Source organism: Pseudogemmobacter sp. TB195 (assembly GCF_058313095.1).
Genome location: NZ_JBZEGG010000006.1, coordinates 1 through 25,356 on the forward strand (window position 1 = coordinate 1; position 25,356 = coordinate 25,356).

Annotated in this window: 24 protein-coding genes; 4 read left to right on the forward strand and 20 right to left on the reverse strand. The window is 62.8% G+C overall.

Annotated elements, in window-relative coordinates; translation table 11 throughout:
* The first annotated feature begins 216 nt into the window (after positions 1-216).
* Entirely contained in the window at positions 217-1,092 is an 876-nt protein-coding gene (locus AC4FS3_RS07750) for a 3-hydroxybutyryl-CoA dehydrogenase (RefSeq protein ID WP_198838076.1), read from the forward strand.
* 19 nt (positions 1,093-1,111) lie between these two features.
* Here the strand turns inward: AC4FS3_RS07750 and AC4FS3_RS07755 are convergent, their stop codons facing one another.
* The 14 genes from AC4FS3_RS07755 to AC4FS3_RS07820 all read right to left on the reverse strand — a co-directional run bounded on the left by AC4FS3_RS07755 (position 1,112) and on the right by AC4FS3_RS07820 (position 13,990).
* Positions 1,112-2,530 carry a mannitol dehydrogenase family protein gene (locus AC4FS3_RS07755; protein WP_491020057.1) on the reverse strand — a complete coding sequence of 473 codons (1,419 nt, stop codon included), beginning with the start codon at positions 2,528-2,530 and terminating at the stop codon, positions 1,112-1,114.
* Between the two features lie 38 nt (positions 2,531-2,568).
* Positions 2,569-3,564 (reverse strand): ABC transporter ATP-binding protein, encoded by a 996-nt coding sequence (locus AC4FS3_RS07760; protein WP_491020058.1) that lies wholly within the window; start codon positions 3,562-3,564, stop codon positions 2,569-2,571.
* Positions 3,565-3,572: 8 nt separating this feature from the next.
* Complete coding sequence (locus AC4FS3_RS07765) at positions 3,573-4,403, reverse strand: carbohydrate ABC transporter permease (RefSeq protein ID WP_491020059.1); 831 nt, start codon at positions 4,401-4,403, stop codon at positions 3,573-3,575.
* Positions 4,404-4,406: 3 nt separating this feature from the next.
* On the reverse strand, positions 4,407-5,279 hold the full coding sequence (locus AC4FS3_RS07770) for a carbohydrate ABC transporter permease (RefSeq protein WP_198838073.1): 873 nt from the start codon (positions 5,277-5,279) through the stop codon (positions 4,407-4,409).
* Between the two features lie 81 nt (positions 5,280-5,360).
* Positions 5,361-6,674, reverse strand: coding sequence for an ABC transporter substrate-binding protein (locus AC4FS3_RS07775; protein WP_491020060.1), 1,314 nt, complete (start codon positions 6,672-6,674; stop codon positions 5,361-5,363).
* A gap of 129 nt (positions 6,675-6,803) precedes the next feature.
* Positions 6,804-7,760, reverse strand: a complete 957-nt coding sequence (locus tag AC4FS3_RS07780; protein WP_491020061.1) for a sugar-binding transcriptional regulator — start codon at positions 7,758-7,760, stop codon at positions 6,804-6,806.
* Between the two features lie 10 nt (positions 7,761-7,770).
* Positions 7,771-8,448: an HAD family hydrolase gene (locus AC4FS3_RS07785; protein WP_491020062.1), complete on the reverse strand. Its 678-nt coding sequence runs from the start codon at positions 8,446-8,448 to the stop codon at positions 7,771-7,773.
* Between the two features lie 78 nt (positions 8,449-8,526).
* On the reverse strand, positions 8,527-9,405 hold the full coding sequence (locus tag AC4FS3_RS07790) for a lysophospholipid acyltransferase family protein (protein WP_491020063.1): 879 nt from the start codon (positions 9,403-9,405) through the stop codon (positions 8,527-8,529).
* A 74-nt stretch (positions 9,406-9,479) separates the two neighbouring features.
* Complete coding sequence (locus AC4FS3_RS07795; RefSeq protein WP_283176093.1) at positions 9,480-9,749, reverse strand: HPr family phosphocarrier protein; 270 nt, start codon at positions 9,747-9,749, stop codon at positions 9,480-9,482.
* 21 nt (positions 9,750-9,770) lie between these two features.
* Entirely contained in the window at positions 9,771-10,166 is a 396-nt protein-coding gene (locus tag AC4FS3_RS07800; protein WP_092899282.1) for a PTS sugar transporter subunit IIA, read from the reverse strand.
* A complete protein-coding gene (rapZ, locus tag AC4FS3_RS07805) occupies positions 10,163-11,116 on the reverse strand; it encodes an RNase adapter RapZ (protein ID WP_491020064.1) in 954 nt (317 codons plus the stop codon). The genes AC4FS3_RS07800 and rapZ overlap by 4 nt, the downstream gene beginning before the upstream one ends.
* Positions 11,117-11,119: 3 nt before the next feature.
* The gene (locus AC4FS3_RS07810) at positions 11,120-11,608 is read right to left on the reverse strand and encodes an HPr kinase/phosphorylase (RefSeq protein WP_491020065.1); all 489 of its coding nucleotides are present in this window, start codon (positions 11,606-11,608) and stop codon (positions 11,120-11,122) included.
* Entirely contained in the window at positions 11,550-13,292 is a 1,743-nt protein-coding gene (locus AC4FS3_RS07815) for a sensor N-terminal transmembrane domain-containing protein (RefSeq protein WP_491020066.1), read from the reverse strand. Before AC4FS3_RS07815 ends, AC4FS3_RS07810 begins: the two co-directional genes overlap by 59 nt.
* Positions 13,289-13,990 carry a response regulator transcription factor gene (locus AC4FS3_RS07820; protein ID WP_283176097.1) on the reverse strand — a complete coding sequence of 234 codons (702 nt, stop codon included), beginning with the start codon at positions 13,988-13,990 and terminating at the stop codon, positions 13,289-13,291. Before AC4FS3_RS07820 ends, AC4FS3_RS07815 begins: the two co-directional genes overlap by 4 nt.
* A 347-nt stretch (positions 13,991-14,337) precedes the next feature.
* On the opposite strand from AC4FS3_RS07820, the gene AC4FS3_RS07825 reads away from it, so the two are divergent.
* Positions 14,338-15,933: a phosphoenolpyruvate carboxykinase gene (locus tag AC4FS3_RS07825; RefSeq protein WP_491020067.1), complete on the forward strand. Its 1,596-nt coding sequence runs from the start codon at positions 14,338-14,340 to the stop codon at positions 15,931-15,933.
* 64 nt (positions 15,934-15,997) lie between these two features.
* Here the strand turns inward: AC4FS3_RS07825 and AC4FS3_RS07830 are convergent, their stop codons facing one another.
* The 6 genes from AC4FS3_RS07830 to AC4FS3_RS07855 all read right to left on the reverse strand — a co-directional run bounded on the left by AC4FS3_RS07830 (position 15,998) and on the right by AC4FS3_RS07855 (position 22,571).
* Complete coding sequence (locus AC4FS3_RS07830) at positions 15,998-17,599, reverse strand: 5-guanidino-2-oxopentanoate decarboxylase (protein WP_491020068.1); 1,602 nt, start codon at positions 17,597-17,599, stop codon at positions 15,998-16,000.
* A 10-nt stretch (positions 17,600-17,609) separates the two neighbouring features.
* Positions 17,610-18,419: an ABC transporter permease gene (locus tag AC4FS3_RS07835; RefSeq protein WP_283176100.1), complete on the reverse strand. Its 810-nt coding sequence runs from the start codon at positions 18,417-18,419 to the stop codon at positions 17,610-17,612.
* A complete protein-coding gene (locus tag AC4FS3_RS07840) occupies positions 18,416-19,228 on the reverse strand; it encodes an ABC transporter permease (RefSeq protein WP_491020069.1) in 813 nt (270 codons plus the stop codon). The genes AC4FS3_RS07835 and AC4FS3_RS07840 overlap by 4 nt, the downstream gene beginning before the upstream one ends.
* Positions 19,229-19,297: 69 nt before the next feature.
* Positions 19,298-20,410 carry an ABC transporter substrate-binding protein gene (locus AC4FS3_RS07845; protein WP_491020070.1) on the reverse strand — a complete coding sequence of 371 codons (1,113 nt, stop codon included), beginning with the start codon at positions 20,408-20,410 and terminating at the stop codon, positions 19,298-19,300.
* A gap of 75 nt (positions 20,411-20,485) precedes the next feature.
* A complete protein-coding gene (locus tag AC4FS3_RS07850) occupies positions 20,486-21,514 on the reverse strand; it encodes an ABC transporter ATP-binding protein (RefSeq protein WP_491020071.1) in 1,029 nt (342 codons plus the stop codon).
* A 172-nt stretch (positions 21,515-21,686) separates the two neighbouring features.
* Positions 21,687-22,571 carry a LysR substrate-binding domain-containing protein gene (locus AC4FS3_RS07855; protein ID WP_491020072.1) on the reverse strand — a complete coding sequence of 295 codons (885 nt, stop codon included), beginning with the start codon at positions 22,569-22,571 and terminating at the stop codon, positions 21,687-21,689.
* A 181-nt stretch (positions 22,572-22,752) separates the two neighbouring features.
* Between AC4FS3_RS07855 and AC4FS3_RS07860 the strand changes: the two genes are divergently transcribed.
* Together AC4FS3_RS07860 and AC4FS3_RS07865 are read left to right on the forward strand one after the other, a co-directional pair.
* Positions 22,753-24,351 carry a zinc-binding metallopeptidase family protein gene (locus tag AC4FS3_RS07860; protein ID WP_491020073.1) on the forward strand — a complete coding sequence of 533 codons (1,599 nt, stop codon included), beginning with the start codon at positions 22,753-22,755 and terminating at the stop codon, positions 24,349-24,351.
* A gap of 17 nt (positions 24,352-24,368) precedes the next feature.
* The gene (locus tag AC4FS3_RS07865) at positions 24,369-25,292 is read left to right on the forward strand and encodes a dimethylarginine dimethylaminohydrolase family protein (RefSeq protein ID WP_491020074.1); all 924 of its coding nucleotides are present in this window, start codon (positions 24,369-24,371) and stop codon (positions 25,290-25,292) included.
* Positions 25,293-25,356 lie beyond the last annotated feature (64 nt).

Below are 25,356 nucleotides of genomic sequence, written 5' to 3' on the forward strand. Positions count from 1 at the left end.
CGATCTTCCAGGTCGCCGATTATGGCCTGGTGGGAGACCTCTTCACCATCCTCCCCGAACTCACAGAAAAACTCTGATCTGCAAAACGCAGAAAAGGTACGAAAGGGCGCCCCCGGGCGCCCTTTTCCATTGCCGGACCGGCCAGCGCCCGCAGCAGGGATTGCCCCCGCAGGCCCCCGCGCCTAATCTCACAGCCGCAACAGCAAGAGGCTCATCATGGATATCCGTTCGGTCGGCATCGTAGGCGCGGGGCAGATGGGCAACGGCATCGCGCATGTTTTCGCGCTCGCCGGATATGACGTGCTGCTGAACGACGTGAATGAAGACTCGCTGCAAAAGGCCGTCGCCATCATCGACCGTAATCTGGAACGCCAGGTGTCACGCGGCAAAGTCTCGGCCGAGGACAAGCAGGCGGCGATGGGCCGGATCAGGACCACCATGACCCTCGCCGATCTGGGCCCCTCGGATCTGGTTATCGAGGCCGCGACCGAACGTGAAACGGTGAAGCAGGCCATTTTCGACGCGCTGCTGCCCCATCTGAAACCCGAGACGATCCTGACCTCGAACACCTCTTCGATCTCGATCACGCGGCTCGCCTCTCGCACTGACCGGCCCGAGAAATTCATGGGGTTCCACTTCATGAACCCGGTCCCCGTGATGCAGCTGGTCGAGCTGATCCGGGGTATCGCCACCGATCAGGCGACCTATAGCGCGCTGCATGCAGTCGTGGAAAAGCTCGGAAAGACAGCGGCTTCGGCTGAAGACTTCCCCGCCTTCATCGTGAACCGCATCCTGATTCCGATGATCAATGAGGCGGTCTATACGCTTTATGAAGGCGTCGGAAATGTGCGGTCCATCGACGAGGCGCTCAAGCTTGGTGCCAATCACCCGATGGGCCCGCTGGAGCTTGCGGATTTCATCGGGCTCGACACCTGCCTTGCGATCATGAACGTGCTTTATGACGGCCTGGCCGATACCAAATACCGGCCCTGCCCGCTTTTGACGAAATATGTCGAGGCCGGCTGGCTGGGCCGCAAATCGCAGCGCGGCTTTTACGATTACCGCGGCGAGGTGCCGGTTCCGACCCGCTGAGCCCCGACCCGGCCCGGGCTTACCGCGCCAGATACGCGCCCAGAACCGCCCGCGTTCCCTCGGCCCAGAGGCGCGTCAGGTGCTGTGAGAAGGCTGCCCGGAAACGCGGATCCTGACCGGTCTCGCCATAGATTGCCTTTTGCGCCAGCCAGAGCCCGGGCTGGTCCTTTGCCTGCTGCGCCAGCACCGTCAGCCGATGCCAGTCGGGATCATTCGCCGCAATCACGGCGCCGCCGTCAGTCACCCCTGCGCAATAGCGACACCAGAGCGCCGAGACCAGCGCCATCCCCTCCGCCGGCCCGCCCGCCGCCAGCGCATCGCGCAGCGAGGGGATGATGAATTTCGGCTGCCGGTTCGACCCGTCAAGGCAGAGCCGCCGCGTGGTATCGGCCACCTCGGGATTGGAAAACCGCTGCCGGATCACCTGGTAGTAATCGGTGATCACCGTATCCGGGACCGGCGGCACATAGGGCACCACCTCCTCCGTCTCGACCCGGTCGAGGAAGCCCGCGATAAGCGGATCGGCCATCGCCTCATGGACAAATTCGATATCCATCAGCCCGGCCGGATAGGCGATGATCGCATGGCCGCCGTTAAGAATCCGTATCTTCATCATCTCATAGGCATGCACCTCGCGGCTGAAGGTCACGCCGACCCGTTCCAGCGCCGGGCGCCCGGCGGGGAAGTGATCCTCGACCACCCATTGACGGAAGGGCTCGCAGGTCACCGGCACCGGATCATCAAGACCAAAAGCCGCCGCCATTGCGCGTTCGCGCGGGCCGGTCGCGGGCGTGATGCGATCAACCATCGCATTCGGGAAGGCGACCGCCGCTTCGATCCAGGCGCTCAGATCCGGGTCCGACAGGCGGGCCAGGCCCAGGACCGCGTTGCGGGTGACCTCGCCATTTCCGGGCAGGTTGTCGCAGGACATCACGGTAAATGGCGCGATACCAGCGGCGCGGCGTGCCTTCAGCGCGGCCACTATTGCGCCGAACGCAGTGCCCGGCGCATCAGGCTGCGCCGCATCGGCGGCAATTGCCGGGGCGGTCGGGTCAAACGCGCCCGAGGCCGGGTCGATGAAATAGCCGCCCTCGGTCACGGTGAGCGAAACGATGCGGATCTCTGGCCGCGACATCGCCGCGATCAGGCTGGCATTGCCAGGCTCAACCGGCAGGAAATCCACCATCGCGCCGATGCGGCGACAGCTGCGCCCCGTCGGGTCCAGCTCGATCACGGTCGAAAGACAATCCTGGGCCAGCAGGGCCTCGCGCATCGCCGCATCCGCCGGGCGCACACCGGCGCCGATTATGGCCCAGTCATGCCCGAGGCCAAGGCCGAACAGGTCATCGAGATAGACGGCCATATGGGCGCGGTGAAAATTCCCAAGCCCGATATGGACGATTCCCGGTGTCAGGGATTTGCGGTCATAGCCGGGCATTTGCACCGACCGATCAGGCTCCGTCTCCGACCCCCGCATCAAAGTGCCCTTCCCTCATGGTCGAAGCGGTAAAGCTTGCCCTCTTGCGGGCTGAGGCTGACGCGGTCGCCGTGATGCAGCGCCATCTCGCCCGAGACGCGGACGGTCAGCTCGCCCGCCGCAGCGGTCTGAACCTTGAGGAACGTGTCAGAGCCGAGATGTTCTGCAAGGCCCACCACGCCAGTCCACCGCCCGCCCGGCGCCACCGCGATATGTTCCGGCCGCACCCCCAATGTGGTGCAGCCCTCACGCGTGGCCTCGACCCCAGTGATGAAATTCATCTTCGGGCTGCCGATAAAGCCCGCGACAAAGAGGTTCTTCGGCTGGCGATAAAGCTCCAGCGGCGAGCCAACCTGTTCGATCCGGCCGGCATTCAGCACCACGATCTTATCGGCCATGGTCATAGCCTCGACCTGATCATGGGTCACATAGATCATCGTGGTCTTCAGCGACTGGTGCAGCTCGGAAATCTCTTGCCGCATGGTCACGCGCAAGGCCGCATCCAGGTTGGACAGCGGCTCGTCGAACAAGAACGCCGCCGGTTCGCGCACAATGGCCCGGCCAATCGCGACGCGCTGGCGCTGGCCGCCCGACAGCTGGCCCGGACGGCGGTCGAGGTAATTCGTCAGGTTCAGCACTTTCGCCGCCTGCTCGACCTTTGCCTTCTGCTGATCGGGGCTGAGCCCGGCCATTTTCAGCGGGAAGGCGATGTTTTTGCGGACCGTCATATGCGGGTAAAGCGCATAGGACTGGAACACCATCGCCAGCCCCCGGCTTCCCGGCGCGGTATCGGTCGCGTCCTTGCCGTCGATCACGACCTGGCCCGAGGATATATCCTCAAGCCCTGCGATCAGCCGGAGCAATGTTGACTTGCCGCAGCCTGAAGGCCCGACAAAGACAACGAATTCGCCGTCATTGATGGTCAGATCCAGCGGCGGAATGACATTCACTTCGCCAAAGCTTTTCGTGACCGAGGAAAGGGTAATCTGTCCCATTCTTTACCTCACTTCACCGCGCCAAAGGTCAGGCCGCGGACGAGTTGTTTCTGGCTGAACCAGCCAAGGATCAGGATCGGCGCAATCGCCATGGTCGAGGCCGCCGAGAGTTTTGCGTAGAACAGGCCCTCGGGGCTGGAATAGCTCGCGATGAACTGCGTCAGGGGGGCCGCGTTTTTGGTGGTCAGCTGCAGCGTCCAGAAGGCCTCATTCCAGGCGAGGATGATGTTGAGAAGCATGGTCGAGGCGATCCCCGGCACGGCCATCGGAGTCAGGACATAGAGGATTTCACGGCCCAGACTGGCGCCGTCCATCCGCGCGGCTTCGAGGATCTCGCCGGGGATCTCGCGGAAATAGGTGTAGAGCATCCAGATCACGATCGGCAGGTTGATCAGGGTCAGCACGCCGACCAGACCGATGCGGCTGTCCAGAAGGCCGAAATCGCGGAACAACAGATACAGCGGCACCAGCACGCCGACCGCCGGCATCATCTTGGTCGAGAGCATCCACATCAGCAGGTCTTTGGTGCGTTTGCCGGGAACAAAGGCCATCGACCAGGCCGCCGGGATCGCGATGACCAGCGCCAGCACGGTCGAGCCAAGCGAGATGATCACCGAATTCATGAAATGCAGGAAGTAGTTCGAGCGCTCCTGCACGACATGGTAGCTCTCCATCGTCCAGGGCGCGGTCAGGACCTCAAGCGGCGCTTTGATCGCATCGCCCTCGGTGCGGAAGGAGAGGATGAAGATCCACAGGATCGGGAAGAAGATCAGGAAACCGATCGTCCAGGCCAGGGTGGTGACGGCCCATGTCCGGGCGGGGCTTGTGGTACGCGCCATGGCTCAGACCTCCAGATTCTTGCCGATCATCCGCATCAGGAAGACCGCAACGATATTGGCGAGGATGACCGCGATGATGCCTCCGGCCGCACCGCCGCCCACATCGAAGGACAAAAGCGATTGCGAATAGACGAGGAAAGGCAGGTTCGTCGAGGCCGTGCCCGGGCCGCCATTGGTGGTGACGAGGATCTCGGCAAAGACGGACAGCAGGAAAATCGTCTGGATCAGGATCACGACCGTGATGGGCCGCGTCAGATGCGGCAGGGTCAGGTGCCAGAAGCGGCTGCGCCAGCCCGCGCCATCCATCTCGGCGGCCTCCATCTGCTCGCGGTCAAGGCTTTGCAACGCGGTCAGAAGGATCAGCGTGGCAAAGGGCAGCCAGGACCAGGCGACAATCAGGATGATCGAGGCCAGCGGCGCATGGCTCAGGAAATCAAAGGGTTGCAGCCCCACGGATTTGAAGAGATGCGCGAACATCCCGTTTACCGGGTTCATGAACATGTTCTTCCAGACCAGCGCGGCCACGGTCGGCATAACAAAAAAGGGCGCAATCACCATGACCCGCACCACGCCCTGGCCCCTGAACGGCTGATCCAGGAGCAGCGCAAGCGCGATGCCCCCGATCACCGTGATCGCCAGCACGCCCAGCACGAGGAGCAGCGTATTGGTCAGGGCGGGCCAGAAGGCGGGCTGGGTGATGAAATAGTAGTAATTGTCGAACCCGGTCCAGCTCTCCATCCCCGGCATCAGGAGGTTGTAGCGCAGGAATGAGAAGTAAAGCGTCATGCCCAACGGCACGATCATCCACAAAAACAACAGGATAACCGCCGGAGAGACCATAAGACGCGCAGCCGTCCTGGACTGTTCGGTCGCCATGATGTGGTCCTGAAATACGGTGAAGAAGGTGGCGGGGCCGCGTAAAGAAGGCAGCCCCGCCGGGAGGAACTTTTTAACCGATCACTTGATATAGCCCGAACGGGTCATCTCGGTCGTGGTGAAGGACTGCGCCTTCGCCAGCGCGCCCTCTGCGGTATCAGACCCCGCCAGAGCCGCAGAGAACATCTGCCCGACCGCCGTGCCGAGCCCCTGGAATTCCGGGATCGCCACGAATTGCACCCCGACATAGGGCACCGGATCCACCGCAGGATTGTTCGGATCGGCCGCATTGATCGATTCAAGCGTCATCTTTGCGAAGGGCAGCTTCTGGTATTCCGGATTGTCGTAAAGCGACTGCCGGGTGCCGGGTGGCACATTGGCCCAGCCCTCTTTTTCCGCCACCAGCGCGAGATAGTCCTTGCTGGTTGCCCAGGCGACAAAGCTCTTCGCAGCCTCTTCCTTCTGCGTGCCCGCAGGGATTGCAAGGTTCCACGCCCAGAGCCAGTTGCCGCGTTTGCCCAGCCCGTTATCCGGCGCCAGCGCAAATCCGACCTTATCTGCCACGGTCGATTCCGCCGGATTGGTCACAAAGCTCGCTGCAACCGTCGCGTCGATCCACATGCCGCATTTGCCTTGCTGGAACAGCGAGAGATTTTCGTTGAAGCCATTATTCGCGGCACCCGGGGGGCCATAATTGCCCATCAGATCAAGGTAGAAATCCAGCGTATCCTTCCAGGGCTTCTGGTCGAATTGCGGCTTCCAGTCCATGTCGAACCATTTGGCGCCAAAGCTGTTCCCCATGGCCGAAAGGAAGGCCATATTCTCGCCCCAGCCCGCCTTGCCGCGCAGGCAGATGCCGTAAACCTCATTCGGCTTGTCGGTCATCGCGGCGGCGGCTTCTTTGATGAAAGCCCAGGTCGGCGCTTCTGGCATCGTAAGCCCGGCCTTCTCCATCAGGTCGGTGCGATACATCACCATCGAGCTTTCGCCATAGAACGGCGCGGCGATGAGATTGCCGTCAACGGTCAACCCGCCCCGGATCGCCGGCAGCAGGTCATCGACATCGTAATCGGCGGGCAAGTCATTCAGCGGCAGAAGCCAGCCCTGTTTGCCCCAGATCGGGGCCTCATAGGTGCCGATGGTCATGACGTCGAACTGGCCGCCTTTGGTCGCCACATCGGTGGTGACGCGCTGGCGCAGGACGTTTTCCTCAAGCGTCACCCAATCGACCCTGATGTCGGGATGTTTCGCGTAAAACGCCTCCATCAGCCCCTGCATCCGGATCATATCGCCATTGTTCACGGTGGCGACGGTGATGGTGGTTTCGGCCATCGCCGCCCCGGAAAGGGCGAGCGCAACCGTCGCGCCAAACATGGCGCGGTGCGACAGTTTCATTGGTTTTCCTCCCTGGCTGCGTCTGAATCACCTAAATGAGCAATTCATCGCATTGCGATCAATTGCTCACATCTGGATATGTTTCGTCAATCCCTTTCCTCCGCCGCAGCTGCGAGGGGGACCGGCAGTTCAGCTGCGCGCCAGCAGCGCCTCGGCGGTGGGGGAATCAGTGATGAGACCGTTGATAATATGTGATTTCAACGCGGCGCGGATGCCCGGCACCTTGGATGCACCCGCAGCAATGCCGATGGCAGGGCGCGAGAGACCAGGTTCGACCCTCAGGCCGCCGGTGCGGGTGTTGATGCCGAAATCGAGATAGCGGCCGTCCGAATCAAACACCCAGCCCGCGACCTCGCCTGCGGCGCCCGCCGCCTGCATCTCGCGCAGCTCGGCATCGCTGACAAATCCATCCCGGTGCAGCGGCGCGTCATCCGACATCTGGCCGACGCCCACAAAGACCACATCCGCGCCGCGCGCGAGTTCAAGCACCCGTTTCACAGGGCCAAGCGCATGGAATTCGGCGCGTTCTGCGGCGGTCGAGGACACCACCGGCACCAGCATCGGGTAATGCGGCGCCTGGACCCGGTCGGCGAGCCGCATCACCACATCGAAAAAGCTCGCTGATCCATCCGGCGCGATATTCCCGATCAGCGAGACCAGCCGATGCTGCGGCGCGGCCATCGGCTCCAGCGCCTCAACAAGGGCCCGCAGCGCGCGGCCAGTGCCGAAGCCGATGGTCAGGGGATCCTCCATCCGAAGGACCCGCTCCAGTTCAGCCGCCGCCGCACCGGCGATCCCTGCGGCAGGGTCAGCGCCCGGCCCGAGCCCCGGCACCACGCGGCAGGTGGCCAGCCCAAAACGCTCTTTCAGCCGCGCCGCCAGATCCATCGAGGCGCCAATCGGGTGATTGAGCCGCACCTGGATCAGCCCTTCGGCCATGGCGCGGCTGACCAGCCGCTGGGCGCGCTGGCGCGAGATGCCCAGCTCGCCCGCGATCTGGTCCTGGGTCATGCCGCCGACATAATAAAGCCAGCCGGCACGGGCGGCATCGTCAAGCAGGCTGGGTTCTGTATCGGCCCGGCTCATTGTGGTTTCCTCATTGCGGCCTCCTCAACTCTGGCACTATGTCAAAAAACCGCGAGAAATCGTCAAAACGGCGGGCGGGTCGGGCGTCTTCTGGCTCTTCCGGCGTATCAGAGCCCATATGACTGCCCCCGGTAAAGCGCCAGACCTCCATGCCCGCCGCCTTCGCCGCGCGCAAACCCGTCAGGCTGTCCTCAATCACGAGACATGCCGCAGGTGCCACCCCCATCCGCGCTGCGGCATGGAGGAACAGGTCAGGTGCCGGTTTACCCTGTGCCACCTCGCTTGCGGTAAAGGTCACCGCGCCAAGCCGGTCCCAGAGCCCGACCAGCCTGAGCGAGGTCTCGACACGGCGCGGGCTGGACGAGGTGGCGACACAGACCGGCACCGCCAGCAGGTCCAGCATCGCCGCCACGCCGGGCATGATGCGAAGATCGCGCCCGAAAGCGGCCAGCAGTGCCTCGCGGTAGCCCGTTTCGAATTCGGGCGGCAGATCGAGGCCAAAATCAGCGCGGATCGTTGCCATCACCGTCGGATAGCTGCGCCCCAGAAAATGGCGGGCGACATAGGCCAGGTCGATCTCGACACCCAGCTGCGCCAGCTCTGCCACCAGCATCTGCGCGCTGATGATCTCGCTGTCGATCAGCACGCCATCGCAATCGAGGATCAGCAGCTCAGTTGAAACGCTCATCATGCCCCGCACTATGCCCCGAAGCGAAGCCGGCGGATATCTTACCCATTCCGGCGCGGGCCGAAAGCCCGGGTCGCGTCAGCGCGCCTTGCCCAAAGCCAGTGTATGCGCGCGCAGCCAGGCGAGGAAGCCGCGCGGATTGCCTTCCCATTTCTTCAGCTCATCCGCCGGGATCGGCTCACCGATAAAGGGGCGCTGCGGCTTGAACAGCGCGCGCTTGATCTCGCGCAGCAAAAGGCCCTGGCGCAATGTATCCGACAGCTTGTTCGCGATCAGGAAGCTGCGGCTGTTCTGGCCGGGGAAATAGATCGGCAGGATGGTGGCGCCGGTCGATTTCACGATCTTATGGGTGAAGACATTCCACTCCGCCTCGATCGCCGGGCCGAAATATGTCTCGGACATCGCGACCTTGCCGGCGGGGAAGAGAATGATCACGCCGCCGTTTTTCAGCTGCGCGAGCGTCTCGTTGCGCATCTTCAGCCCCTCTTCGCGCGCATTGTCTTCATGCGGGAAGGGCACCGGGATCATGAATTCCTCGACCTCGGGGATGCCGGTCAGAAGCGAACGGGTGAGGATTTTGAAATCGGGCCGCACGCGGGTGATCAGCTCGGCCATGATCATGCCATCGACCAGACCCGAGGGGTGGTTCGCCACCACGACGACCGGTCCGGTTTTGGGGATACGGGCGATTTCCTCGGACGGCGTGTCAATGCGGATGCCCATATGGCGGATCGCCTTGGGCCAGAAGGGCGCGCCAAAGGGAGCACCGGATTTCTCGAAGCTGCGGATCAGCGATAAAAGCTGGATCTTTGCCGTCAGCCATTCAATCGCGCGAATCGAATTCGCCTTGAACGGGTTGCGGAACGTGCCGGCATAAGACAGCCGGCGCATATCATAGGGTTTGTCCACCGGAGCCGGCGCTGCGGGTTTGGCGGTGGGCGGGCTTTGCTCGGTCACGAAGCGACGATCCTCAGCGTGTGTTCCCCGGAACAGGCCCGAAAACCGGACCCCTCATTCCACGAGGACAGCCCTCAATAGTCTTCTCCGAAGCGCCCGGCAACCAGGGCCTCCAGTGCATCGGCAAGTTTCTCCGCATCGGCGCCCGACGTCGTCACATCAATCGAGGTTCCGCGCGAGGCGGCAAGCATCAAAAGACCCATAATCGAATCCCCCGAAACTTCCATCCCGTCCTTGGAGACAAGCGCGCGGGCATCATGTGCCTCAACCGTCTCGACGAATTTCGCAGAGGCGCGGGCGTGAAGCCCCTTCTCATTGACGATTTTGAAAGTCCTCAAGAGCAATCCCCAGGTCGAAATTCCGCCTCAGATCCCTCCGCCGAGATCAAGGCTGTTGATGTATTTGCGACCGGCGTCCAGCGCGGCGGCAACCGCCTCTGGCACAGGAATATCGCGCGATTTTGCCAGCTTAATCAGCATTGGCAGGTTCGCGCCATAAAGAATGCGACGTCCCGAAGCCGTACAGGCCGGCAAGGACAGATTCGAGGGCGATCCCCCGAACATATCCGTCACCACAACGACCCCCTCACCGCTGTCAACCGAATTGGCGGCAGCGATGATTTCGGCCTGTTTGGCGTTGCGGTCATGGTCATCTTCAATCGCAATGGCGATCATGCCGTCCTGTTTGCCGACAACATGCTCCACAGCGGAAAGATATTCCCGCGCCAGCCCTCCATGAGCGACGATTACGATCCCGATCAAGCCACAGACACCTTGTCAGCTGGGCCAGGCATCTCGCCGGCCTTGCGTTCCAGTTCCCTGTGCCGTTTTGACACCGGCCAGCCGGCCTGCGCAAGGGCACTGCCCATCAATTCTGCTAAAGCAACCGATCTGTGTTGCCCGCCGGTGCAGCCAAAACCGATTGCGAGATGCGCCTTGCCCTCGCCCACCTGAGCCGGGAGCAGAAATTCAACCAGATCCCGCACCCGGTCAAGGAAGGGGGCAAAATTCGGATCCTGCGCCAGAAACGCCTGCACGGCCGGGTCCCGCCCGTCCAAAGCGCGGAGCGCGGGGTTCCAGTGCGGGTTTTTCAGAAAGCGGCAGTCAAAGACCATATCCACGCCGCGCGGCAGACCGCGGCGGTAACTGAAGCTTTGCAGAGACACCGCGAGGCGCCCGGATCTGTCCGGTGCGAACCAGCGCTTGATCTCGGCTTTCAGATCGTGGGGCGACAGCTCGGTCGTATCGATCAGCAGATCGGCCCGGACCCGGATCGGGGTCAGCAGATCCAGCTCGCGCGCGATGCCTTCGGCCGGGGTCTCATCGGGGGCCAGAGGGTGGCGCCGGCGGGTCTCGGAATAGCGGCGGATCAGTTCGGGCGAGGCGCAGTCCAGGTACACCACCATCGGCGAGACCCCGGGGTCACGCACCATCCCGTCGATCAGCTCGATCAGCGCGGTGGCGTTGAAATCGCGGTTGCGGACATCAAGCCCCAGGGCCACGGGACGGTCAGGGGCAGTGCCCTCCAGCAGACGCGGGATCAGGCTCAGGGGAATATTGTCGATCGTCTCATAGCCGATATCTTCCAGAACCCGGATGGCCGTGGTCCGCCCGGCGCCTGACGGCCCGGTCACAAGGACCAGTCTGAATTCCCCGGGCACCGCGTCCCGGGCCTGGGCCGCCTCAGAACAGGCCGCCAGAGAGGCATCCATAGCTCACTCCTGTCGCCCGCCCGTCATCAGGGCAAGCAATCCTTCGGCAAGATGGTCATTTTGCGCGCGCAGCACAAGCGGCAGTTCATATCCAAGTATAGATATGTGGCGCCGGGGGGGCAGTCGCTCGGTCTCGGGCCGCCCCAGATCGACCACCAGAGCAAGCGGCACCGGGTCCGAGGGCGTCACCCGCAGGATGCCGATCCCCCGCGCCTCGATCAGCCCGCTGATCGCCTGGGAGGGACAGGAGATCTCGACCCCGCCGCCAGACATGGTCAGCGCCGTCTGGTCATCCGCGACCAGCGCCGCGCCATAAGCCATGAGCTTCAGCGCCAGCGCCGATTTCCCCGCCCCCGAAGGGCCGAGGATCAGCACCCCCCTGCCCCCGATGGCAACCGAACTGGCATGCAGGATCTGCGCCGCCGTCACATCGTCAAACCGGCAGACCGACCACGAAACGCGCGCCCAGCGGCTCGGAATTGGGGTCGGCATTCGGGTGGCGGATGTTTTCGGCCCAGATCACCCCGCCATGCGCCTCGACGATCTGTTTCGAGATCGACAGGCCGAGGCCGGAATTATTGCCGAAATGCGTCTCGGGCCGGTCGGAATAAAAGCGCTTGAAGACTTTGGTCAGCGCCTGTTCCGGAATGCCCGGGCCAGTATCTTCAACCACGATCAGCACGCGGTTCTCGCGCTGACGCGCCCAGACCCGCACAGCATCGCTGGCCTCGCAAAACGAGATCGCATTGGTGATCAGATTGACGAAGACCTGGGCCAGCCGCGCTTCGAGGCCACGGATCATGATCTTGCCCGCAGGCAGGTCGGTCAGGAAATCGACCTCCGACCCGGCCGCCTGTTCGCCCAGATATTGCGTCAGATTGGTCAGGGTATGGACGAGGTCGAATTCTTCCTCCTCCTCTTTCACCAGTTCGGAATCGAGGCGCGAGGCATTCGAGATATCCGAAACCAGACGGTCAAGGCGCCGCACATCATGCTCGATCACATCGAGCAGTTTCTCGCGATGCTCTTCCTTTTTCACAAAGCGCAGCGAGCCGACCGCAGAGCGCAGCGAGGCGAGCGGGTTCTTGATCTCATGCGCCACATCGGCGGCAAATTGTTCATTGGCATCAATACGATCGTAAAGCGCCGCCACCATGCCGCGCATCGCGACCGACAGCCGCCCGATCTCATCGGGACGTGCCGCGAGGTCCGGAATCCGCACCCGCCCCGGCGAGACTTTGCCGCCGTCACCGCCGCGCCCGATCTCTGCCGCCGCCGCCAGATCAGAGAGCGGATTGGCGATGGTCGAGGCCAGCACCAGCGAGAGCCCGACCGAGACCAGCAGCGCCACGATGAAGACCTGGAGCACCTGTTCCCGCTCATAGCGCACCAGCCGGTCGATCTCGCCCGCCGCCGAAGACAGCACCAGGACCGAACGCACCTCGCCCGCAACCGCCACCGGGGTCGCGACTGAGAAGACCTTGCCGCCATCCGGGCCCAGACCGGTCGAAGAGGCGGTCTGCCCCGCCATCGCATTCGGCAATAGCCGGCGCGCCAGCGTCGCGCTGTCCTCGCCTTCCAGCTGGGTGCGGCCCAGCGAAAGCACCACCGAAACCCCGTCCCAGACCGAGTTCAGGAAATCGGTGATCACCGTCGGGCGACGGGCCACCAGATCGCTTTCAGGGCCGGTGCGGGTCGCAAGAATCGCGCCCTCGGCGTCAAAGATAAAGGCCACCACGCCGGGCGCCAGGTCGACACGACGCAGCGCGGCGGAATAGTCGTAAGGCACCGCCGGGGTGATCTGCCCCTCCGGGCCGGCCTGATCCGGTGCAGTGGCCGGGCCCGTCTGGCTGGCCTCGAACACGCCGGAAATCAGCCGCGCCTCGCGGACAAGTCCCGCCTCGCGGCTGAGGACCAGGCTGTCGCGGAACGGGTTGAGGAACAGCACCCCTGCCACAAGGATGATCAGCGCCATCAGGTTGAAAATGACGATCTTGCGCGCCAGCGGGCTGCGGTTCAGCGCGACAAGCCCCCCCAGCGGACGGGCGCCGCGCTGTTCATCCGGAATGCTTTCCGGCGAGACCCAGTCTTCGCCCAGCAGCACTTGCCCCCCGCGCCGGCCATTTCCGGTGCGGGAGTTGCGGTTATCAGGCCCAAGGCGCGGCGAGGCTGTCATTCTTCGTTGTAGCGATAACCAATGCCGTAAAGCGTTTCGATAGCCGAGAAATCCTCATCAACTGTCCGCATCTTCTTGCGCAGCCGTTTGATATGGCTGTCGATGGTCCGGTCATCGACATAGACCTGATCATCGTAAGCCACATCCATCAGCTGGTCACGCGACTTCACAAAACCCGGGCGCTGCGCCAGGGCCTGCAACAGCAGGAATTCCGTGACCGTCAGCGAGACATCGCGGCCTTTCCATGACACCGCATGACGCAGCGGATCCATCCTGAGTTCGCCGCGCTCGATCACCTTATTCTCTTCGGAAACCGGTGCATCCGTCGCCACGCCGGCATCCTGACGCCGCAACAACGCGCGGATCCGTTCTACCAGCAACCGCTGCGAGAAGGGCTTTTTGACATAGTCATCCGCGCCCATGCGCAAACCGAGCACTTCGTCGATCTCGTCATCTTTCGAGGTGAGGAAAATCACCGGCATCGCCGTCTTCTGGCGGAGCCGCTGCAAGAGATCCATCCCGTCCATGCGGGGCATTTTAATATCAAGAACCGCCATGTCGGGCATGCGGCGATTAAAGGCATCCAGGGCCGACTGGCCGTCAGTATAGGTTTCGACTTCGAACCCCTCGGCTTCGAGGGTCATCGAGACGGACGTCAGAATGTTCCTGTCGTCGTCCACCAGGGCGATGCGCGACATAATATATCCTGCTCTGTTTCTTATCCGGATATAATCCTCAATGCGCGGGCAGGAATCAACAAGAAACGAATCACCCACCCGTTCCGGCAGGAAAAGCGTCACGAAAATGCGGCAGCATGGCGAATATGCCTCACTGTGGGCAGGCTGCCGCCGGTGGTTGCGCTAACCTTGGAATGGTTGCGCTAACTCCCTGAAAGGTTGCTGTTTTCCTTTCCGGGCCGCGTGTTATAGGCGCGAAGAGGGCAGTACAAACGGATAGGATTTGCCCTTGCGCCCAAGGCCCGGGCGCAGTTTCAACCAAGGCCGCGCCAGGCGCGCGGCGACCGGAGCTTGGCACGGATATGACTATGAACGGACGCGTGAACCCGAAACGCACTCTGGACCACCAGGGGATCAGCGGCGCTGGACCTGTTCATTACAACTATCGCGAACCTGCACTTGTCGAAGCCGCGGTTGCCCGCGGCGAGGGCCATATCGGCAAAGGCGGCGCTTTTCTCTGCACGACGGGGAAATTTACCGGCCGTTCGCCGAAGGATAAATTCGTGGTGCGTTCGGCTTCGACCGAAAACACCATCTGGTGGGAGAACAACGCAGCGATGACCGAGGGCGCCTGGGCTTTGCTCAAGGCCGATATGCTCGATCACCTGAAGGGGCGCGAGGTTTTCGTCCAGGATCTCTATGCCGGTGCCGATGCCGCGCACCGTGTCGATGTGCGGGTGGTCAGCGGGCTTGCCTGGCATAATCTGTTCATCCGTCACCTTCTGCGCCGCCCCGAGGCCGCTGAACTTGACGTTTTCGAACCTGAATGGACGATCATCAACCTGCCGTCCTTCAAGGCCGACCCCGAGCGGCACGGCTGCCGCACCGATACCGTCATCGCGCTGAATTTTGACGAAAAGACCGTGCTCATCGCCAATACCGAATATGGTGGCGAGAACAAGAAATCGGTCTTCACCATCCTGAACTACCTGCTGCCCGAAAAGGGCGTGATGCCGATGCATTGCTCGGCCAATCACGCCATCGGCAACCCCGATGACACGGCCGTCTTCTTCGGCCTGTCGGGCACCGGTAAGACCACGCTTTCGGCTGACCCCTCGCGCATCCTGATCGGCGATGATGAACATGGCTGGTCTGATACGGGCACCTTCAACTTTGAAGGCGGCTGCTATGCCAAGACGATCAATCTCTCGGCCGAAGCCGAGCCGGAGATCTATGGCACCACCCATCGCTTCGCGACCGTGGTCGAAAACATGGTCTGGGATCCCGAGACCTTTGAGCTTGATTTCGAGGACAATTCGCTCACCGATAATATGCGCTGCGCCTATCCGCTGGATTATATTTCCAACGCATCGCCCACCGGTCTGGGTGGGATGCCGAAGAATGTGGTGATGCTGACCTGCGACGCTTTCGGGGTGCTGCCACCGATCTCGCGGCTGACGCCGGCCCAGGCGATGTATCACTTCCTCTCGGGCTTCACGTCGAAAACCCCGGGAACCGAGCGCGGCGTGACCGAGCCGACGCCGACCTTCTCGACCTGTTTCGGCGCGCCCTTCATGCCGCGCCGGCCCGAGGTATATGGCAAGCTCCTGCAAGAGAAGATCGCAAAGCACGGCGCCTCCTGCTGGCTGGTGAATACCGGCTGGACCGGCGGCAAGCACGGCACCGGACGTCGGATGCCGATCAGGGCGACCCGTGCGCTGCTGACGGCGGCACTGGATGGCTCGCTTGCCCGCGTGCAGTTCCGCAAGGATCCGAATTTCGGCTTTGAGGTTCCGGTCGATGTGCCCGGCGTGGATCCGGTGCTCCTCAACCCGCGCGAGACCTGGGCGGATAAGGCAGGCTATGACGCGCAGGCCCAGATTCTGGTCGGAATGTTCTCGAAAAACTTCGGACAATATGTCGAACATATCGACGCCGATGTCCGCGCCGCCGCGATTGGCTGAAATGTTCGATAAGTGAAATCAGAACCGCCCGGAAACACAGGTTTCCGGGCGGTTTTGTTTGATTTTACAGTGATACCTGGGCGCGCAGATCATCACCGAAGATCAGCATTGTCGGCCCTTTGCGGGCAGCCCCCTCGCGCAGGAAGCCCGGCAGGGTCTCAAGCTCAGTCACGCGCTCGACATGCCAGCCCGAGGCTGCCGCGATCGCCGCCAGATCGGGCGTATAGATATCCACGCCAAGTGTCGGGATGTTCTTCGCGACCATATAGGATTTGATCTCGCCATAACCGCTGTTGTCATGGACGAGCAGGATCACCGGCACTTCGGCCTCGGTGGCCGATGCCAGTTCCGAGAGCGAGAATTGCAGCCCGCCATCGCCCGAGATCCCCACCACCGGGCGGTCATCCGCGAGCTTCGCGCCAATCGCCGCTGGCAGGCCATAGCCCAAAGTGCCGTAACCCGTAGCCGAATTGAACCAGGTACCGGGCGAGGCCGCTTCATATGCCATATTCCCGGCATAGGTCAGCTGGGTGGAATCGCCCACCATCCGCACACCTGGCAGCGTATCGCGCACGATATCGAGCAGCGCCAGGTCGCGAAGATAAGCCTCCGACAGACCGGCACGCCCCTTGCGCGCCTCTGCGGCCCGCGCCGCGCCATCCTTCTTTGCCGCAGGGGGCGGGTCCGCCAGCACCGCCGCCACAAATTCCGCCGCATCCGAAGTGATAGCGAGCGAAGGGGTGATCCCGCGCGCCATATGCACCGGGTCAAGATCGACACGGATCAGGGTTCCCGGCAGTGCGAAACCGCCATCCTCATACATGTCGTAATCGGTCAGACCCAATTCGGTCCCGATCGCCAGAACGACATCTGCGCCGGCGATCAGCGCGCGCGAGCTCGCGACCGAGGCCGAGACAGGCACCGCCAGCGCATGTCCCGGCGGCAGCAGCCCCCGCGCATTAGTCGTCATCACCAGCGGCGCGTCGAACAGCTCGGCCAGCCGTCCGACCTCGGCCCGTTGCGCCCCGCCACCGGCGAGGATCACCGGACGTTCTGCGCCTTCCAGCGCCTGGATCGCCTCGCGCAGGGCCGCGGGCGCGGGCGCGGGCAGCGACAGCATCATTGGCTTTGGCAATGGCAGATGACCGGCATCCGCGAGCATCACATTGATCGGCAGTTCAATATGCACCGGGCGCGGGCGCGCGCCGTAAAACACCGCAAAGGCCTGGGCCAGCGCGCCCGCCAGTTCCTCGGGCCGGTTCACGGTGCGCGAGAACGCCGCCACGCCCGAAACCAGCGCCTGCTGATTGGGCAGCTCATGCAGCCAGCCCTCGCCCGACCCCATCCGCCCATGCGCATTGACGGTCGAAATCACCAGCATCGGGATCGAATCACCATAGGCCTGGCCCATCGCGGTCACGATATTGGTCATGCCCGGCCCGGTGATGATGAAACAAACGCCAGGCTTGCCGCTGGCACGCGCATAGCCATCGGCCATGAACCCCGCGCCCTGCTCATGGCGCGGCGTGACATGGCGCACGCCGGAACCGGCGAGCCCGCGATACAGCTCTACCGTGTGAACGCCGGGGATGCCGAACACCACCTCCACGCCATAGCTGCGCAGAAGATGGGTCAGATAAACCCCGGTTGAGATATTCGCAGTCACGTCTTCATCCCTATCTTTGCTGGCCCTGCCGCAATTGCACGACGGTTTTGATCAATACGACCGCGACCACAATCGCAATCAGCACCACCGAAATCGCGGCAATTGCCGGGTCAATATTATCCCGCAAGCCCATCCACATCAGGCGCGGCAATGTCACCGCATTGACCGAGGTAATGAACAATGTCACGCCGATTTCCTCCCAGGACAGCACAAAGCTCAGGAAAAATGCGGCAATCAGGCCAAAGCGGATATTTGGCATGATGATGCGGAACACCCGCGTCATCAGCCCTGCCCCCATCGAGCGCGCGGCGAGGTCGATGCGGCGGTCCACCTGGCTGAGCGCGACGGTGATCAGCACGACGGCGAAGGGCGCGACCATGACCGAATGCGCCAGCGCCACGCCAAAGAACGTGTCATAGCCGATGACCCCGTTCCACTGGCTGAGCGAGGTCAGGAAGAAGTAAAGCGTCAGCGCCGAGACGACCGGCGGCGCCACCATCGGCAACATCGCGATCCCCATGTAAAGCCCGGCAAATCTCGGCTGCAGCATCCAGATCCCAAGTGCGAAAGCGGTGGCGAGCGCGGTGGAAAACAGGCTCGCGACAAGCCCGATGCGAATCGAGAGCCAGACCCCCTGCCCCCAGACCGGGTTCTCGATCAGCGCCCGGTAATGGCGCAAGGACCATTCATCCCCGGCCATGGAAAGGTTGCGTCCGGGCGTGAAGCTGACCGGCACCACGGCAATCAGCGGCATCAGCAGGAAGACCGCGACCAGAGCCGCAAGGATTGTCGCAAGGAGACCCGGCTTGAGCGTGATCATCGGCCCGGCCCTTTCGCATATTTCATCGTCAGCATCAGCAACAACCCGATGGCGACCATCATGATCACCGAGATTGCCGCACCAAGCCCCCAGTCCGGGCTTTGGAAGATCCTGAGCCAGATCAGTTCCGCGACCAGCACTGAACGGCCTCCGCCAAGAAGGGCCGGCGTGACAAAGAAGCCAAGCGCAAAGACGAAGACCAGCAAAAGGGCTCCGAAAATGCCGGTTTTGGTCATGGGAACGAAGACCTGCCAGAAGACGCGCGCCCGCGATGCCCCCATGCCGCGCGCGGCCAGCAGCACACGCTCATCCACCGCGCGCATGCCTGAGGCCAGCGGGAAGACAGCGAAGGGGATCAGGAAATGCACCATCCCCAGCACGACCCCGAATTCATTGCGGACCAGCGTCAGCGGCTCTGCGAGCAGCCCGAGGTCCTGGCCCCAGGTGTTGATGATGCCCCGGTTTGAAAGCAGCGCCAGCCAGCCAAAGGCCCGCGTCAGAACAGAAATCCAGAAGGGGATCAGAATGCAGAGCTCGACGAAAAGCCGCATCACCGGCCCGCCCCGCACCCAGAGCAGCGTGATGATATAGGCCATTGCGACGGCCAGTACCGTGACCAGCGCGCAGATTCTGACCGTACGCCAGATCACGCTCAGAACCAGCGGATCGGTCAGCGCGGTCTTGTACTGGCCAAGCCCGGGCTCGGGCAGGGTCACGCTCCAGCGCATGACGCCGAGGAACGGGATCAGATAGGCCAGCGCCAGGAAAATCAGCAGCGGAGCCAGCAGAAACAGGCGGGATCGGAGCATGGGCACCCCCTCGGGCAAGAGACCCCGGGCCGGGATGGCCAGGGGTCAGGGGTTCAGGTCGGGTTCAGGTCAGGCCGAGATGATCTTCAGATATTCATCCAGCGCCGGGCCGTAATTGGTCTCATACCAGGCCATATCGATCGGCATTTGCTGGGCATAGTTATCAGCTGCCACCGGGTTATATCTGGCATCCTCGGCCGGCAGCAGCGCATCGGCCGCCGGGTTCGCCGGCCCCTGGCCCAGCATCTCGAACATGATCAGCTGTTTAGCGGGATCCTGCACCGAGGCGAGGAACTGCATCGCGGTTTCGGCACCGCCGGGATTGCCCTTCACCACGCCAAGCGCGCCGGGCGAAACGAAGCCATCCTTCCAGATGAATTTCACGTCGCCGCCCGAATCCTGTTCGATCAGGCGCGCGCGGGTCGACCAGACAATGGCCATCGAGGCCTCGCCATCTAGCAGCAGCGACTGGCTTTCCGCCCCGCCACCCCAGAAGGCCACGACATTGTCCCGGAAGGCCGCAAGCTTCTTGTGCGCGCGCTCGATATCCAGCGGGTAAAGATCTGCTGGCGCCACACCATCGGCCAGCAAAGCCGCCTCCCAGACACCAACGCCCCATTTGTAAAGCGCGCGTTTGCCGGGGAATTTTTCCACATCGAAGAAATCTGCGATGCCGGTCGGCGGGTTGTCCCCGAATTTCTTCGCATCATAGGCAATGACGTAAGAGAAGAAATAGGTCGAGGCGGCATAGTCCCAGCCAAAACCCTCGCGGAATTTCGACTTGTCGACCACTGTGTAGTCGATGGGCTCCATCATGCCCTTTTTGCCAAGTGCTTCGGCCGAGAACGGATCGACATCCACGAGGTCCCAGGTCGGTTTGCCGCTTTCCACCTGGGCCTGGATTGCGCCCTCGGTCGGGCCCGATCCGTCCTGACGCACGGTGATGCCCGTCTCCTCAAGGAAGGGCTTGCCATAGGCCGCATCATAGGCGGTACCGGCATCGCCGCCCCAGTTCACCAGTACCAGCTCTTTGGTCTGCGCATCGGCACGGCTTCCCAGCCCGACCGCAGATGTTCCCAGCAAAAGCGCGAGACCCGTGTTGAAATTCCGCCGCGAAATCTGACCCTTGCGGGCTTTCATCGCGAGGATTTCCAACTGGTCACGCTGGAAAGGTCCGTTCATAATCCATCTCCCTGTTGAGGATTTTTCGTCTCCCGGCGCCCGCATCTGATGGCGGATCTGTCCCGGATCGTTCGCTTAAAGCATGAAACCGCGCTGAGGCTCCCAGCTGGTCCAGACCGCCGCCCCCGGGGCAAGACCCTCCGGGAGTTTCGCAGTCGGCATATGGAGGGTGACCGGCACGCCGCCTTTGGTGGCCAGCGCGAGGCGGGTTTCGGCGCCCAGATAGGTCAGGTCGCGCAATTCGACCGGCAGCGCATTGCCGCAAGTGGGCTCGGTCAGCGAGAGGCCCATATTCTCAGGCCGGATCGCCAGGTTGTCGCCCGTGCCATCCGGCAGGTGAATGGCGCGGCCTTCGATCTGCGAGGCTGTCACCGGCAGAATGTTGATATCGCCTAGGAATTCCGCAACAAACCGATTCGAGGGCCGCTCATAGACCTCGCGCGGCGGGGCGATCTGTTGCAGCTGTCCCTTCTCGAAAATCGCGATCCGCGAGGACAAAGCGAGCGCCTCTTCCTGGTCATGAGTCACGAAGACAAAGGTGGTGCCGGTTTCCTGATGAATGCGGCGCATCTCATCCTGCATCTGGCCGCGCAGGTTCTTGTCGAGTGCCGAAAACGGCTCGTCCAGCAGCAGGACCGGCGGCGAATAGGCCAGAGCGCGGGCAAGAGCCACCCGCTGTTGCTGCCCCCCCGACAGCCCTGCGGGCCGCTTATGGCCATGCCCGCCAAGGCCGACCATTTCCACCATGTCCTTGACACGCCGGGAAATATCCGCGCCCGAGCGCCCCTGCACTTTCAGCGGAAAGGCGATGTTTTCCTCGACCGTCATATGCGGGAACAGCGCGTAGCCCTGAAACACCATGCCAAACCCGCGCGCCTCGGGCGGCGTTTCGGTCATCTCGCGCCCGTCCAGTGTCAGCTGCCCCGATGTGGGGGCCTCGAAACCCGAAAGGATCATCAGGAACGTGGTTTTCCCCGATCCCGAGGGCCCGAGCAGCGTCACAAACTCGCCGCGGCCAACGGTCATGGAAATGTCCTTCAGCGCGGTGAAGCGCCCGAACATCTTGCCGATCCCTGATGCTCCGATTTCTGCTGCCTGCGTCACTTGGTATCCCTTGCCAGAGTTCCGGGTGCCGGCGCCGGCCGCAGGTTGCGGCGGGAACCGGGCAGAATATCCACCTGAGCCTGAGATGCGGGGCTCTGAAAAACAATAGAAAGTTTTTCACCCATTCGGGAAACAGAATTTGCCGAACCGCCGCCAGCCGATCAAAAAAGGGTCAATCGTCGATCAGTTCGCCCAGAAGCCAGTCCCGAAAGGCGCCAACTGCCGGGTTGCCGGCCTTTTCCGGTGGCACAACCATGAAATAGGACCGGACCGAACGCACCGAAAGGTCAAAGGGCCTGACCAGATGGCCGGCGCGGATCGCGTCCTGGCAGATGAACTCGTCCCCCATTGCGATGCCCTGGGCGCCAAGCGCTGCCGAGTAAACCAGGTTCATATCGGCAAAGCGGATGCCGTTCTGCGCCGCCTCGACCGGCAGACCGGCGAGGCGGAACCAGCTTTCCCAATCCTCGTAATCGCCCAGATGCAGCAAAGTGGCACCCAGAAGCGCGCCGGTATCCGCCATCGATTCAAAGCGGTTCAGCCAGGCCGGGCTGCAAAGCGGCGTGAAATCCACCTCTTTCAACAGCTCGACATCCATCCCGGGCTGGTTGCCTTCACCAAAGGTGATGAAGATATCGACATCGGGATTGGCAACATCATCCAGCCGGCGCGGCGTCTGCACCGACAGCGTAACATCCGGAAAATCCGCAACAAACCCGCCAATCTTGCCGCAAAGCCAGCTGGAGGCAAAGCCCGGCGGACAACTGACCGACAGCGCCCCGGTCACGCCCCGCGCCGCATTGCGCGTGGCCGACCCCGCAATCATCGACAGCGCGCGGCGGATATCTGTGGCATAGGCCTGGCCCTGCGGAGTCAGCTCGACCCTTGTGCCGATGCGGCTGGTCAGGCGAAAGCCGAGATCGCGTTCCAGCAGCCGCAGCTGATGGCTGACCGCACTGCGGGTCAGGTTCAGCTCATCCGCCGCCTGCCAGACCGTGCCATGGCGGGCAAAGCTTTCCAGCGCGCGCAACGCCTGGGTCGAGGGGATACGGGCCATGCTCACCTCGCTGGCTTTGCGCCAGTCTGCGGCTTTCCCCGCGCGGCACAAGCAAAAGGTGAATTTTCTTTGCCGAACCTGGGAAAAGGTTTCACTTTCGCGCAACCGTGACGCGCTGTTAGCCCTGAAAGAAGGATGGCGGCCCCTTTCGCCCCCTTGCCCCAGAACCGGAGCCCGGGTCATGTCTCAGCTTTCCGCCGCCCAGATCACCGCCCTTGCCAGCGTCACAGCCCGTGCAGCCGAGCATTCGGACTGGTGCGCCACGATCTTTTCTTATGGCGAAACCGCCTGGCGCGAATACCGCTCCTGCGCCTGGTATGTCGAAAAACTGCGTGCCGAAGGGTTCGACGTCGAAGAGGGATCGGCGGGGATGCCGACCGCTTTCTGCGCCACCTGGTCGAACGGACCCGAATCTGCGGGCGCCCCGGTGATCGGCATGTATGCGGAATATGACGCCGTGCCGGGGAATTGCCAGGCGGCCTCCCCCCGGCGCGAGCCGCGCGCGGGCCTGGGCTTCCAGGCCGGCGGCCATACCGACCCGCATTCGGGCCTCGGAATTGCCGGGCTCGCGGGGCTTTTGGCCACCAAAGCCGCGATGGAGAAGCACGGCATCAAAGGCGGGCTGCGTTTTACCGGCGAACCAGCGGAAAAGGTGCGTGGCTCAAAACCGATCCATGCCGCAAAGGGTTATTATGACGGGCTGGCGGCGATCCTCTCGTTCCACCCGTTCTACATGCTGCCGATGTGCAACACGGTGCGCTGGAACACGCATTGTGGCGCGGCATATGCGCTGATCTACCGTTTCATCTGCGATGAGCCGCAAACCTGGGGCGCGCATGCCCCCTATGCAAAAGACGGCGCGCCGATCCCGCAATCGCATTCGGCGGTACGTGCGCCCGGCGCCAATGACGCGCTGAACCTGATGTTCCTGACGTCAAAATCCCTGCGCGATTCGATGTTGCCGCATCAGGGCGGCTGGTCGATTTCCGAGGCTATCCTGACCGCAGGCCAGGCCACCGCCGACAACCTTCCCGCAGGTCTCGCCGAAATCCAGTATATGATGCGGGTGCCGACCCTTGCCATGGCCGAGGCGGTGACCGCAGCACTTGACCGCAACGCCGAACATGCAGCGGCGATGACAGGCTGCCGCGTGGAACGGCACTGGGTCTGCAAATCGCGCCCCGGTCTTGCGAACCACGCCATCGCAAATGTGGTCTGGGAAGCGATGCAGGCCACCGGCGCCCCCGCTTGGGGCGAGGCCGCGAAAGACATCGCCCGCGAGATCCAGTCGGGTCTTGGCCTCACGCCCATGGCAGAGCCCTTCATCCCCGAGATGACCCGGCTGATCGCCCCGCAGGAGGCCGAACGGATCCTGCGCGAGGATCTGCCGCCTTCGCAGGCCAATTCCACCTCGGATGATTACACCGACATGACCTGGCACGCGCCCACCGCGCGGTTCTACATCGCGCGCCCTGCGCTGAGCGCCCCACAGGGCTATGTCTACCCGTCCTGGGTGATGAATGCGCTTGGCGGCATCCCCGAGACCATTGACCCTATGGTGCAGACCGCCGCCGGGGTGCTGGCGCTCTCGGCGCTGCGCATCCTCGAAGATGCCGATGCCCGCGCCGCGATGTGGGCCGAATTCGAGACCCGCCGCGCCGCCGCGCCGATCCCGCCTCTTTGCGATTACGACCCGCCCATCCATTTCCGCTGGCCTGAATATGTCACCACCCCACGCGGGCGCGACTGGTGGATTCCGTCCACCATGCCAGGCGCCTGACCCAACAGGAGAGAAAAATGAACGTGCAAACGAAGCCTGAAGCCTTTTCCCTCCAGCGCCGCAAGGCAGGTGGCGGCACCGCGCCGCTGGCGAACTGGGGCTTTGCCAATGAGACCGACCGTATGACCGATGTTCTTTTGGGCGATCCGGCCTATCTGCGTCATATGGCAACCTCGTCTCTGTCGCGCAAACATCTGCGCGAAAACCCCTGCAATATCCAGGAGGCCCAGGCCCAGCATAAAGAGCTGAAAGCGGCCTATGAAAGCTTTGGCGTTCGCGTTCATACCGTGCCGCCCGAGGCAGAACTCCCGATGCAGGTCTATACCCGCGATTCGTCGGTGATGACCCCTTACGGCGCGGTGATCACCGCCATGAGCCAGCCCTGGCGGCGCGGCGAAAACTACGCCGCGATCCGCCATTACGAGAGCCTCGGCATCCCGATCTATGACATGGTCACCGCCGGCACCTTCGAGGGCGGCGATTTCAACGTGATCGAGGAAGGCGTGCTGCTGGTCGGATGCGGTGGCGCGCGCACCAATGAAGATGGCGCCCGCCAGGTGGCAGGCTGGTTCGAGGAGGAGGGCTGGGAGGTCCGCCTCGCCTTTATCGACGAATATTACGTCCATATCGACCTGATGGTGGTGCCGATCGCACCGAAACTCACCGCCGTCTGCCTCGCCTGCACCGAGCCCGCAATTGTCGACTGGCTGAAGGCGAAAGGCCATGAGATCATCGATGTGCCCTTCCAGGACACGATGGCGCTTGGCTGCAATTTCATGAGCCTTGGCGGGGATCGCATCATCGCGCCCCAGGTCTCGCAAACCCTGATCGGTCAGCTGAAAGCGCGCGGCTTTGACGTGGCCGTGGTCGATACGGCGGAAATCTCGAAAACCGGCGGCGGCATCCATTGCATGGCCCAGGCACTGAAACGCGAGGGCTGATTCTGATCTGCTGGTCAGTCGCGCGCGGGTTTTGCCGCGCCTGGCTGACCACCTTGCAGCACCG